Raw genomic sequence first — 11,895 nt, forward strand, 5'->3', positions numbered from 1 at the left:
ACGTGCAAAAATTATATACAAAAGACGATAAGTTTTCAATCAAAACTATCTCTATCGATATGTTGGTCTTTTGTCGCTGAAAAATTGGTAGCGCTCACTGGACTTTAATCCAACGATCTTCGAGATTTTATAAAGAGTTGAGCCCGACGAGCTTGCAACTGATTAAAATAACGAAACCACACTTTCCAAAAAGTGGTAGCGGGAGCTGGATTTGAACCAACGACCTTCGGGTTATGAGCCCGACGAGCTACCAGACTGCTCCATCCCGCAACAACATGCAAATAACTCTTCTCAACTTAAAACTGGTTTCAAGTTGCCTCTTTAAAGTTTGCGTCTTTATAAAAGGATTGATTGGTAGCGGGAGCTGGATTTGAACCAACGACCTTCGGGTTATGAGCCCGACGAGCTACCAGACTGCTCCATCCCGCAACAACAGAAGTTTTTTAGCTGAATACACCAACTTATGTTCTGGATTATAAGTTGGTGCGGAAGGGGGGACTTGAACCCCCACGCCCGAAAGCACTACCACCTCAAGGTAGCGTGTCTACCAATTCCACCACCACCGCAGCTGCAGGCATTCTATTCGCATCATGCACAAAAAGAAAGCCTTTGGCGAAATTATTCACCAGTTTTTGGTGCAGTTGGTGAAGTTTCAGTCGATTGAGCAGGTGCAGTCTGAGTCGTTGGAACGCTATTCAGAGTATAAGCATCTGTGGTCTGCTTTTTGGCAAATACCGCTAAAGTCAAGCTGGTAATAAAGAACAATGCCGTAAATACTGCAGTCAAACGGGTCAGGAAATTACCTGAACCTGAAGCACCAAAAACAGTCGCAGCACCGCCACCACCGAAAGATGCACCAGCATCTGCACCTTTACCATGCTGAACTAAAATCAAGACAATCATCAAAATCGCTAAGATAATATGTACTACCAGCACAAAAGTTTGCATGCTGAACTCCTAATTATTGTGTATTTGCAAATGCCTGGGCAATTTTATGAAATGACTCGGCATTGAGTGATGCACCACCCACCAGTGCCCCATTGATATCAGGACAGGCTGCCAACTCTACTGCATTTTCAGGTTTAACACTACCACCATACAGAATTGCAGTGGTTTCACCATAACCAGTAATCTGTTTTAGACCTTGACGGATCTGAGCATGCATCGCTTGTGCATCTTCCGGAGAAGCAGTTTTACCAGTACCAATCGCCCAGATCGGTTCATAGGCAATTACAATATTCTTCCATTGCTCTGCTTCAACTACAGCCGCGATATCACAGATTTGCTGCAATACCACAGCTTCCGCCTGACCGGCTTCACGCTGTTCCAGACTTTCACCTACACAATAAATCACAGTCAAACCTGCATTTAAAGCATTTTTGATTTTGGTATTGAGAATCTCTCGTGACTCACCAAAGATTTCACGACGCTCAGAGTGTCCTACCAGAACATAACCAATACCACTGTCTGCCAGCAGTTCTGCACTCACTTCGCCCGTATAGGCGCCCATGCCTGCAATACGAGATACATCCTGAGCAACGGTATAAACCGGACGAACGGCAGAAGCCATTTCAGCCTCAACCTGAGTTAGTGCAATTGCTACAGGTGCTACGCCTAAATGACACTTTTCTGCTGAAATCGGTGTAGATTCAAGTAAATCTTTCACCCCACGAAGCAATGTCTGCGCATCTGTCTGCAGCGGGTTCATTTTCCAGTTACCCACTACCCATGGGGTAATCGTCGACAACGACATAAACAACCTATTCTGAATACCTATCTTTAATTGGGCACATTCTACACGGAATTAGAAAATTTGAAGAAGAGTTTTCTTGCGGCATTTTCAATGTCAGGTCTGTTCAAACTGCTCATTTTTTGTTATCACTTGAGATTATGGGGATCACTTCTTAGGATTCATTCAGTATTTTGAATATTAATGGGAAGAAGGCAGCATTTTACGCTATGGTAATTTTACGCAAGCAACGTATAATTTTGATAAAGCAATTAAAACAATTTTGATTCACGGGCATATTAGAGCATGACAGCAATTCAGGGATCTCCAAGATTTACGGGGTTTATTCGTCGACTTGTCGATGAAGGGGTTATATCTGCAGAAGATATGCAGGGTGCTTTGAGTAGTGCCAAAAAAGATAAAATTGATATTGTTCCCTATCTGATTGAACATCACCGCCTCTCGCCAACCAAAATCGCAGAAACGATTTCTCTTGAATTCGGTGAACCGCTATTTGACATCAGTGCTTATGATCCTGCCCTGATCGTACGCGAAGATTTTGATGAAAAGATTATTACCAAACACCGCGTGCTGCCGATCTTTAAAAATAGCAATATTCTGTTTATCGCGACCAGTAACCCGACCAATATCGAAGCAATTGATGCTGTCCGTTTCGCGACCAAGCTGAATATTGAAACCATTATTGTTGAACATAATAAACTCGAAAAACTGATCGAGCAGAATTTTACTGAAGAAAGCACTTTTGAATTTGATGATGATTTTGATCTAGATGTTGATATCGATAGCTCTGACCCGAATAAAGATGATGAGAATGACAATAAAGGTGATGAAGCACCCATTGTTAAATATATTAATAAGTTACTGATTGATGCAATCCGTATGGGTGCATCTGATTTACACTTTGAACCGTATGAAAAAATGTACCGTGTGCGTTACCGAGTCGACGGGGTCTTGCGTCAAATCGCCACGCCACCTTTACAGCTTGCAACACGTCTGGCTTCACGTCTTAAAGTTATGTCACAAATGGATATTTCCGAGAAGCGTGTGCCTCAAGATGGCCGGATCAAGTTAAAACTTTCTAAAAATAAGGCCATTGACTTCCGTGTCAACTCACTCCCAACCCTGTTTGGGGAAAAACTGGTACTGCGTATTCTGGATCCATCGAGTGCCATGCTAGGTATTGATGCTTTGGGGTATGAGCCTGATCAAAAAGCCTTATTTATGGAGGCACTAGATAAGCCTCAAGGTATGCTGTTAATTACCGGTCCGACAGGCTCTGGTAAAACTGTATCTCTTTATACCGGTTTAAATATCCTGAATCGTGAAGACACGAATATTTCAACTGCTGAAGATCCAGTCGAAATTAACCTGCAAGGGATCAACCAGGTTAACGTCAATAATAAAGTTGGCCTAACCTTCTCTGCTGCATTGAAATCATTCCTGCGCCAGGATCCTGATATTGTCATGGTCGGTGAGATCCGTGACCTGGAAACTGCAGAGATTGCAATCAAGGCAGCACAAACAGGTCATATGGTGATGTCAACACTACATACCAACAGCGCACCAGAAACCCTGACCCGTTTACGTAATATGGGTGTGCCATCATTTAACATTGCCACCTCGGTGAATTTGGTTATTGCTCAGCGTTTGGCGCGTCGCCTTTGTCCACATTGCAAAAAACCGGCAGATATTCCACGTCAGAGCCTGCTTGAAATGGGCTTTAGCGATGATGATTTACAGAATCCGGAATTTAATATTTTTGAACCTGTCGGATGTAACGAATGTCGTGAAGGGTATAAAGGTCGAGTCGGTATTTATGAAGTCATGAAAGTGACACCAGAGATTTCACGTATTATTATGGAAGATGGCAATGCAATTGAGATTGCCGAAGCTTCCGCACGCGCAGGTTTTAACAATTTACGCCGATCAGGGTTATTAAAGGTAATGCAGGGGGTGACTTCTCTTCAGGAAGTCAATCGTGTTACCAGCGAATGATCAGGTGCTGCTATAAAATAAGGATAAACTCATGGCTTCAGTGAAAAAAGGTCAAATGATGCCGACCTTTACCTATGAAGGGGTAGACCGTAAAGGTATAAAGATTAAAGGGGAAATACCTGCACGTAACCTCGCCTTGGCCAAGGTCACATTGCGTAAGCAGGGTATCAGTATCAAGAGTATTCGAGAAAAAAAGAAGAATATTCTTGAAGGCCTGATGAAGAAAAAAGTGACCACACTGGATATTACCATTTTTACCCGTCAGCTTGCTACCATGATGAAAGCCGGTGTACCACTCGTACAAGGCTTTGAAATTGTGGCGGAAGGCCTTGAAAATCCTTCAATGCGCGAGGTTGTACTCGGGATTAAAGGTGAGGTTGAGGGCGGAAATACCTTTGCAGGTGCACTGCGCAAGTATCCTCAATACTTTGATAAGCTATTCTGTTCGCTGGTTGAATCCGGTGAACAATCGGGTGCTTTAGAGACTATGCTGGATCGTGTTGCGATTTATAAAGAAAAAAGTGAACTGTTAAAGCAAAAAATTAAAAAAGCCATGAAATACCCAGCAACAGTGGTTGTTGTTGCAATTATTGTTACGATTATTTTGATGGTTAAAGTCGTTCCAGTCTTCCAGGATCTCTTCTCGTCATTTGGTGCAGACTTGCCAGCATTTACAAAAATGGTAGTCAATATGTCTGAATGGATGCAGAAATACTGGTTCCTGCTGATCATTGGGATTGGTGTAGTCATTACTGCTTTCCTGGAAGCGAAAAAACGCAGTAAAAAATTCCGTGACTTTTTAGACAAGGCTGCACTAAAAGCACCTATCTTCGGTGATCTGGTGTATAAGGCGATTATTGCCCGTTATAGTCGTACTCTGGCAACGACTTTTGCTGCTGGTGTTCCATTAATTGATGCACTGGAATCAACTGCAGGCGCGACCAATAATGTAGTTTATGAAGATGCGGTAATGAAAATTCGTGAGGATGTTGCTACTGGCCAACAACTGCAATTCGCCATGCGTGTTACCAATAAGTTTCCTTCTATGGCCGTGCAAATGGTCTCGATTGGTGAAGAATCTGGTGCACTAGATGCCATGCTGGATAAAGTTGCGACCCATTATGAAAATGAAGTCGATAATGCCGTTGATGGTTTGACCTCCATGATGGAGCCATTGATTATGGCCGTTCTTGGTGTGCTTGTAGGTGGTCTTGTTATTGCAATGTACCTGCCGATTTTCCAGATGGGTTCCGTGGTTTAATGCAAGATCTTATTTTATATTTCACTCAAAACCCGACTGCGCTCTATATTGCAGTCGGGCTTTTTAGTCTCTGTATCGGTAGTTTCCTGAATGTGGTAATTTACCGCATCCCTAAAATGATGGAACAGGAATGGCGTAACGACTGCCAGCTGTTTTTACACCCTGATCAACCGATCATTGATGAAAGCAAGCTCACATTAAGTAAACCTGCGTCGACCTGTCCAAAATGTCATACATCAATTCGCTGGTATCAAAATATCCCCGTGATCAGCTGGTTAGCCTTGCGCGGCAAATGTGCGAACTGTCAAAACCCAATTAGTGCCCGTTATCCATTCATTGAAATTCTAACAGCAGTTTGTGCATTGACCGTTTTGGCTGTATTTGGTCCTACAGTACAAATGTTGTTCGGTCTGGTGCTGACTTATATTCTCATTGCACTAACCTTTATTGACTTTGATACCCAGCTGCTTCCAGATCGCTATACCCTTCCGCTTGCAGCTTTAGGCTTAGGGGTAAATAGCTATGCAATTTACACCTCACCAACTTCAGCCATCTGGGGTTATATCATCGGCTTCCTGTGTTTATGGGTCGTGTACTACCTGTTCAAAATAGTAACTGGTAAAGAAGGCATGGGTTATGGTGACTTTAAATTGCTGGCTGCTTTAGGTGCCTGGATGGGACCGTTAATGTTGCCACTAGTTGTATTATTGTCATCACTCGTTGGTGCAATTATTGGCATTATTCTGTTAAAAGTACGTAAGGAAAATCAGCCTTTTGCTTTTGGTCCTTATATTGCCATTGCCGGCTGGATCGCTTTCCTGTGGGGCGAGCAGATTATGAAAGTCTATTTAGGTCAATAATTTGAAATTTACACTAGGTCTGACAGGTGGTATTGGCAGCGGCAAATCTGCTGCCAGTCAATGGTTTGAACAGCATGGTATTGTGGTTGTGGATGCTGATGTTGTGGCACGCGAGATTGTCGAAGTCGGTCAGCCAGCACTGCTACAAATTCAGCAAGCTTTTGGTGACTGGGTATTACAGGAAGATGGTACCTTAAACCGTCGTGCTTTACGCGAACATATTTTCCAATCCAATGATGCCCGTAGAATCTTAGAAAGCATTACTCATCCCGCAATTCGCCAATCGATTATTCAGCAATTACAGGATGCACAAAGTCCTTATGTGATTCTGGTGTCTCCTCTGCTGTTTGAAACCAATCAGCATGAACTTACCGACCATACCTTACTGATTGATGCTTCGATTGAGTTGCAGATCCAGCGTGCTGCACAGCGTGATGATCAAAATATTGAACAGATTCATCGCATTATTGCTGCTCAGATGCCTCGTGAACAAAAACAGCAACTGGCGGATGATATCGTATTAAATGATGGCCATCTGGAGCACTTATATGCGCATCTACAGCCTCTACATGAACAATATTTGCAAAGGGCTCTGAACTAATAAAAAAAGCAGTCATCAAGACTGCTTTTTTTGTTCTTCAAGTTTAATGGCCAAACTGTCCTGATGTTGCAGCCAGCGCCATGGCTGCAAGGCACCGATTGCCATCCCGATCAGACCACAGACCATCGCCAGACTCAGCGTTTCATTCAACAAGGGCACTGCCAGAATAGCCGCAATAAAAGGTGCCAGATTGGTAATACTACCTGCTTTAAATGCGCCAAGCCGCTTAATCGCTTCCACATAAGTTAGAGTCGCAATAATAACCACAAACACCCCGTGGAAAAGTGTTTGAAATAGTAAATGGTGGGGCTCAGGTACAGTTAAATTTTTAGGTAAGAACAGCAGATAAATTGGTACATACACCACAGCCGACCAAATTGCCACGCCACACATGGCTTGCCAGGCAGACAGTTGATATTTACGTAACAACACCGTAAATATCCCCCATAAAATCGCACTGATGAAAAACAGGACATCCCCTGCCCCAAAGGCCACACCTGTTTCCTGATACATCAGTACGCTCATCAGACACAGCACCCCGATCATAATGCTCAGACTGATCCAGGTATGTTTATCAAAAGCCTGATTCATCAGAAAGTAAGCCATCACTGCGGTACACAACGGTATGCAGCCATTCAAAAAAATGGCGGCATGGGCAGTCGGTGCGTAATGGAATGCGCTATAAGCAAACAGGCAATACACCACTCCACCGATCATAGCCAGGATAAAAGATTCTTTTTTCAGTAAAAAAGAAGCCTCTTTACGATAGATTAAAATCGGCATGAGAATCAGAAAAGCCAGAGAGAAGCGTAGTGCGACGATATCCCAGGCACTGATATGCCAGATTGCATTCAGGCGAGCGGTTAAAGTAAAACCGCCCCAGATACACATGGTCGTTAAGAGGAAAAAATAACCTTGTGCACGTGTGGATAATCTCATCAGGGGTTAAGCATTACGCTGACGGCAGGCTTCATATAAAGCCATACCTGTTGCAACACTTACATTTAAACTTTGCAAGTTGCCTGCCATCGGAATATAAACCGTTTGATCACACTGACTTTGCGTAATTGGACGCAGACCGGTATCTTCCGCCCCCATTACCACGCAGACACCAGTACCAGTAAAATCAAATTGCTGAATTGGTAATGCTTTCTCATCCAGCATAGTCCCCACAACGCGGACATTAAAGTCGTCTTTGATCTGCCCCAGAGTACGTGCCAGATTAGTGACCTGAATAAATTTAACTTTTTCGGCACCACCGGCTGCGACTTTACGCGCTGTCGGTGTCAAACTTGCAGAACGGTCACGTGGCACGATTACAGCCACAACACCCATGGCTGCTGCCGTACGGATACAGGCACCGAGATTATGCGGATCGGTGACTTGGTCAAGCGCTAATAAAAGTGCTTGCGAATCTTGTTTTAAAAGCTCTTCTAAATCTTTTTCATTTAAAATTGGATGCGGACGTACTGCTGCTACCACCCCCTGATGGAACGGTAAACCTGCCAGTTTTTCCAGTTTGTCGCGACTAGCCTGTTGCACACTAATCCCAAACGGTTCAGCAAGCTCTAATACACGCTTTAAGCGCTGATCATCACGACCTTTCAGAGTAAACAGCGTCAGGACGCGTTCAGGCTCAAGCTCCAGTAATGACTCAACTGAATGTACGCCATAAAAATACTCAGGTTTAGCCATGAACGACCTCTAAATTAATTTGGGAAATATGCTGCAAAAGAAAAATCCTGCAAAGCCAGCTTCACAGGATTCCTGTATAAATGAAGTTTAACCGATTCGGCAGAAAATTTCCTGATCAGCTTCAGTCCGGTTAGGGAGATGAAATAATAAAATCAGCCTTCAAAATGACAAACGTAATCTAATACATCATCAGTTTCGATTTTGAAACGGCTATTGCCTGGCACGTAGAAAGACTGGCCAGCACGGAACAGTTCGCTTTCTTCACTATCTGCAATCTGCACTCACCGGAAATGATTTCCATACGCTCAGGTACATGTGTTTCAAATGTAAGTGGGGTTTCAGTCGGTAGAATGACTCCCAGGGTTTTTTTCGTACCATCTTCAAACTGAACCACATGGCTGATGCACAGACCGCCAAAATATACATTTGATTTCTTAAGTACTGAAACATGGTCAAACTGAGCTGACATCCGTTTATCTCCAGAGCACGGGTTTTATAATATTGGAATGGCTGTAGTTTAAATGCGCATTCCTAACTAATCAATCGAAGTTTGCCTGGCTCAGCTTAAAATTTTCTGTATATATTTTGTACATATATTCAATAAGCAAATATATAAATAAAGTGACTTAAAGGAGGATGAACAATTCTGCCATGCAAAATCAAATTTAGTAGGATTCGCTGAACTATAGGGAGTAATCAATTTTGTGGGAAGATTGACCTGCTTTAGTCGTGCATACTGACAATACTACAAAATCTGCTTGTATCATTGACCATAATATAAGATAGAATCAAAGGGTTTCATCCTGATTTATAATGACATACATGATCTGATGCATATCAGATCCTACTTGATTTCAATCAAACTTTTCGCAGCTTGGATGCGTGTATGCTGACACATTTAACTCTGATCAACTTTGCCTTAGCTGACCACCTGGCCATTGATATTCATCAAGGTTTTAACGTGCTCACCGGCGAGACCGGCGCTGGTAAATCTTTGTTGCTGGACGCCCTCTCGGCCTGTCTGGGTGAACGCACCGATACCAACTATGTGCGCTATGGTTCAGAAAAAGCCGATGTGACAGCAACCTTCAGTTATCAGGACAATAGTCCCGAAGCGCTTTGGCTTAAAGAGCATGAACTGGATGATGAGTCGGGTGAAATCCATCTACGTCGGGTGATTTTTGCTACGGGACGTAGCAAGGCATGGATTAATGGCCGTCCAAGCAGTCTGTCTGAACTGAAAGAAATTGGCCGTTTACTGGTACAACTGTATAGCCAGCACAGCCAGCAACAGCTACTGGAGCCGCCTTACCCAAAACACTGGTTGGACCGTTATTATAATTTTTATGAGCCCGCCCAGGCAGTTCGTGATGCATACAGTACTTGGCATAAAAATATCCGCCAGCATCAGGCAGCGCTTGATGCTCAAGCCACCCGTAAACAGCGCATGGAAACACTGGAACTACAGCTCGAAGAACTTGAAGATGTAGTACAGATTGATTATCAGGAAATTGAACAGGAATTTGATCGTCTCTCTCATCATGAAGCGATCATGCAGGACTGTGTCTATAGTCTGAATGGCTTGGATGAAGCGGAACAGAATATTAATCAGGAGCTTTCTTCTATCCTGCGTCGTGTAGAATCCCATGCTGGTCGCAGTGAGCAGCTTTCTGAAATCTACACCTCTTTGCTCAATGCGCAGAGTGAAATTGAAGATGCTACAGCCAACCTGCGTCATTTTATGGATCGTCAAAGTTTTGATCCTGAACGTATGGAAGAGCTGAATTCACAACTTGAAGTGTTTCACCGTCTGGCACGTAAATACCGTACCCAACCTGAATTATTGAAGGAAGAGTATGAAACCTGGCAGGCTGAACTAGCACAATTGCATCAACTCGAAGATCCAGAAACATTGGCGGAACAAGTCGAATTGTCTTATCAGGAGTTTCTGGCCAAAGCACAGCATCTGGATGAGATTCGTCGTGAAGCAGCTGGTCCATTGGCGAAACAACTGACGGAACAGGTCAAACAGCTTGCCCTGCCAGAAGCCTATTTTGAATTTAAATTTGAACCGCTCGATGAACCAAACAGTGAAGGCTTGAGCTTTATTCAGCTGCTATTTACTGCCAATAAAGGTATTCCGGCACAGCCACTGGCACGCGTGGCATCCGGTGGTGAACTGTCCCGTATTGCACTGGTAATGCAAGTGATGAATGCTGAAAAAACTGAAGCTGAAGTTCTGGTCTTTGATGAGATTGATGTCGGCATCAGTGGGGGTACGGCGGAAATTGTAGGACGTCTGTTGGCCGATCTGGCGCAGCATGTACAAATTCTGTGTATCACCCATCAGGCACAGGTCGCAGCACAGTCTGATCAGCATCTGCTGGTGAAAAAGCAGCAAACCGATCCGGCTAGCAGCACAATTCTTGATTTGAAAGAAGACGAACGTATTCAAGAGCTTGCACGAATGACAGGCGGTGTGGAAATTAATGAAACAACACTGCAACACGCGCGTCAATTACGTCAGCTAAAGTTTCAGCATGTTTAAAAATATTACAATGCTCACAAAAAACTGTTGGTGAATTAACAAAGCTCTAGTAAGTTAAAGGTGAAGATCACACGATTTCTTTGCCAAGAAATTGATTTTAAGGAGAAGCTTTTCGGTGAACAAACAATATTTGACACACCGTTGTCTGATTGCTCCACCAGAAATGCGTGACGATTTTTTTGCCAACACGGTCATTTATCTCGCACGACATGACGAAGATGGAGCGCAAGGCATCATTATTAATCGACCTGCAGGCATTCAGATTAAAGAATTATTGAATGATCTTGAAATCGAAGCAGATAATGTCAATCCTCATGAAGTGTTGCAAGGGGGCCCATTGCGACCTGAAGCCGGTTTTGTGCTGCACACCGGTCAGCCTACCTGGCATTCTTCAATTGCCGTCGGTGAAAATGTCTGTATTACCACATCCAAGGATATTCTAGATGCCATCGCCCATAACCAAGGTGTCGGACGTTACCAGATTGCACTTGGCTATGCCAGCTGGGGTAAAGGCCAGTTGGAAAAAGAAATTGCCAAAGGTGAGTGGCTGATCTGTGAATCTGATATGGATTTAATTTTTAATTTACCTTATGACGACCGTTGGGATGCTGCCTATAAAAAGATGGGCGTAGATCGGAACTGGTTGTCTTCTGAGATTGGACATGCCTGATGTAAACGCGCCACAGATGATTATGGCGTTTGACTTTGGTACACAAAAAATGGGCATGGCGGTTGGACAATCCCTGATTGAAAGTGCTAATCCTCTTGCCTTGTTCCCGATGAAAGATGGAATTCCCAACTGGGATACATTACTGAAAATCGTCAAGCAATATCAACCGACTTTATTTTTAGTCGGCCTGCCGCTGAATATGGATGATACAGAATCTGAACTTTCTGCGCGTGCACGCAAATTTGCCCGCCGTTTACGTCATCAAACCAATATTGAAACCTTGATGGTCGATGAACGTCTCACTACACGTGAAGCGCGGGATGAATTAGAGAGTTATCAGACTCAAGGCCGGGCTAAAAAGTTAGCTGCTGACAGTATTGCAGCAGCGTTATTTATTGAAAGCTGGTATCGGCATCCGGTCGGAGTGAATCCTTAAAATAAAAAGCATCCAGATGGATGCTTTTTTAATAGACCTCTTTCATAAATCATTTTTTGCTCAGTTCCAAGTTGTAGAT

General features: G+C 43.5%; 11 protein-coding genes, 3 tRNA genes and 1 pseudogene. 7 read left to right on the top strand and 8 right to left on the bottom strand.

All coding sequences use genetic code 11. From position 1 onward, the window contains the following. Nucleotides 1–193: 193 nt before the first annotated feature. From C8322_RS10985 to tpiA, 5 genes are all read right to left on the bottom strand, one after another. Nucleotides 194–270: transfer RNA gene (locus tag C8322_RS10985), tRNA-Met, on the bottom strand. Between the two features lie 82 nt (nt 271–352). Continuing rightward, a tRNA-Met gene (locus C8322_RS10990) sits at nt 353–429 on the bottom strand. A 52-nt stretch (nt 430–481) separates the two neighbouring features. Then, nucleotides 482–566 (bottom strand) — tRNA-Leu (locus tag C8322_RS10995). A 52-nt stretch (nt 567–618) separates the two neighbouring features. Continuing rightward, nucleotides 619–948, bottom strand: coding sequence for a preprotein translocase subunit SecG (gene secG / locus C8322_RS11000; protein WP_004810073.1), 330 nt, complete (start codon nt 946–948; stop codon nt 619–621). 13 nt (nt 949–961) lie between these two features. Then, nucleotides 962–1,753, bottom strand: a complete 792-nt coding sequence (gene tpiA / locus C8322_RS11005; protein ID WP_004810075.1) for a triose-phosphate isomerase — start codon at nt 1,751–1,753, stop codon at nt 962–964. Between the two features lie 282 nt (nt 1,754–2,035). On the opposite strand from tpiA, the gene pilB reads away from it, so the two are divergent. From pilB to coaE, 4 genes are read left to right on the top strand one after another with little or no spacing between them, the layout of a single operon-like run. After that, nucleotides 2,036–3,745: a type IV-A pilus assembly ATPase PilB gene (gene pilB, locus C8322_RS11010; protein WP_111810629.1), complete on the top strand. Its 1,710-nt coding sequence runs from the start codon at nt 2,036–2,038 to the stop codon at nt 3,743–3,745. Between the two features lie 31 nt (nt 3,746–3,776). Next, nucleotides 3,777–5,006, top strand: a complete 1,230-nt coding sequence (locus tag C8322_RS11015) for a type II secretion system F family protein (protein ID WP_004810078.1) — start codon at nt 3,777–3,779, stop codon at nt 5,004–5,006. After that, nucleotides 5,006–5,866 (top strand): prepilin peptidase, encoded by an 861-nt coding sequence (locus C8322_RS11020; RefSeq protein WP_111810630.1) that lies wholly within the window; start codon nt 5,006–5,008, stop codon nt 5,864–5,866. Before C8322_RS11015 ends, C8322_RS11020 begins: the two co-directional genes overlap by 1 nt. Nucleotide 5,867: 1 nt before the next feature. Beyond that, on the top strand, nt 5,868–6,467 hold the full coding sequence (gene coaE, locus C8322_RS11025; RefSeq protein ID WP_111810631.1) for a dephospho-CoA kinase: 600 nt from the start codon (nt 5,868–5,870) through the stop codon (nt 6,465–6,467). Between the two features lie 15 nt (nt 6,468–6,482). On the opposite strand, the gene C8322_RS11030 is transcribed toward coaE, so the two are convergent. From C8322_RS11030 to C8322_RS11040, 3 genes and pseudogenes are all read right to left on the bottom strand, one after another. Continuing rightward, a complete protein-coding gene (locus C8322_RS11030; RefSeq protein WP_111810632.1) occupies nt 6,483–7,406 on the bottom strand; it encodes a DMT family transporter in 924 nt (307 codons plus the stop codon). A 6-nt stretch (nt 7,407–7,412) separates the two neighbouring features. Then, nucleotides 7,413–8,162: a 23S rRNA (guanosine(2251)-2'-O)-methyltransferase RlmB gene (gene rlmB / locus C8322_RS11035; protein ID WP_008306825.1), complete on the bottom strand. Its 750-nt coding sequence runs from the start codon at nt 8,160–8,162 to the stop codon at nt 7,413–7,415. Nucleotides 8,163–8,314: 152 nt separating this feature from the next. Next, nucleotides 8,315–8,556, bottom strand: a pseudogene (locus C8322_RS11040) (pyrimidine/purine nucleoside phosphorylase). A gap of 492 nt (nt 8,557–9,048) precedes the next feature. Here C8322_RS11040 and recN point away from each other — a divergent pair. The 3 genes from recN (at nt 9,049) to ruvX (ending at nt 11,816) form a co-directional block, all read left to right on the top strand. Further along, nucleotides 9,049–10,710: a DNA repair protein RecN gene (gene recN / locus C8322_RS11045; RefSeq protein ID WP_004810089.1), complete on the top strand. Its 1,662-nt coding sequence runs from the start codon at nt 9,049–9,051 to the stop codon at nt 10,708–10,710. A 115-nt stretch (nt 10,711–10,825) separates the two neighbouring features. Then, entirely contained in the window at nt 10,826–11,380 is a 555-nt protein-coding gene (locus C8322_RS11050; RefSeq protein WP_004810091.1) for a YqgE/AlgH family protein, read from the top strand. Next, nucleotides 11,373–11,816 carry a Holliday junction resolvase RuvX gene (gene ruvX / locus C8322_RS11055; protein ID WP_004810094.1) on the top strand — a complete coding sequence of 148 codons (444 nt, stop codon included), beginning with the start codon at nt 11,373–11,375 and terminating at the stop codon, nt 11,814–11,816. Before C8322_RS11050 ends, ruvX begins: the two co-directional genes overlap by 8 nt. The last annotated feature ends 79 nt before the right edge of the window (nt 11,817–11,895 follow it).

It is taken from the genome of Acinetobacter sp. SM1B, assembly GCF_003289665.1.
Lineage (GTDB): Bacteria > Pseudomonadota > Gammaproteobacteria > Pseudomonadales > Moraxellaceae > Acinetobacter > Acinetobacter schindleri.

Excerpts from the sequence above, each read along its gene's own strand:
- secG (WP_004810073.1), bottom strand. The coding sequence starts at position 948 with ATGCAAACTTTTGTGCTGGTAGTACATATTATCTTAGCGATTTTGATG.
- tpiA (WP_004810075.1), bottom strand. The coding sequence starts at position 1,753 with ATGTCGTTGTCGACGATTACCCCATGGGTAGTGGGTAACTGGAAAATG.
- pilB (WP_111810629.1), top strand. The coding sequence starts at position 2,036 with ATGACAGCAATTCAGGGATCTCCAAGATTTACGGGGTTTATTCGTCGA.
- C8322_RS11015 (WP_004810078.1), top strand. The coding sequence starts at position 3,777 with ATGGCTTCAGTGAAAAAAGGTCAAATGATGCCGACCTTTACCTATGAA.
- C8322_RS11020 (WP_111810630.1), top strand. The coding sequence starts at position 5,006 with ATGCAAGATCTTATTTTATATTTCACTCAAAACCCGACTGCGCTCTAT.
- C8322_RS11030 (WP_111810632.1), bottom strand. The coding sequence starts at position 7,406 with ATGAGATTATCCACACGTGCACAAGGTTATTTTTTCCTCTTAACGACC.
- rlmB (WP_008306825.1), bottom strand. The coding sequence starts at position 8,162 with ATGGCTAAACCTGAGTATTTTTATGGCGTACATTCAGTTGAGTCATTA.
- recN (WP_004810089.1), top strand. The coding sequence starts at position 9,049 with ATGCTGACACATTTAACTCTGATCAACTTTGCCTTAGCTGACCACCTG.
- ruvX (WP_004810094.1), top strand. The coding sequence starts at position 11,373 with ATGCCTGATGTAAACGCGCCACAGATGATTATGGCGTTTGACTTTGGT.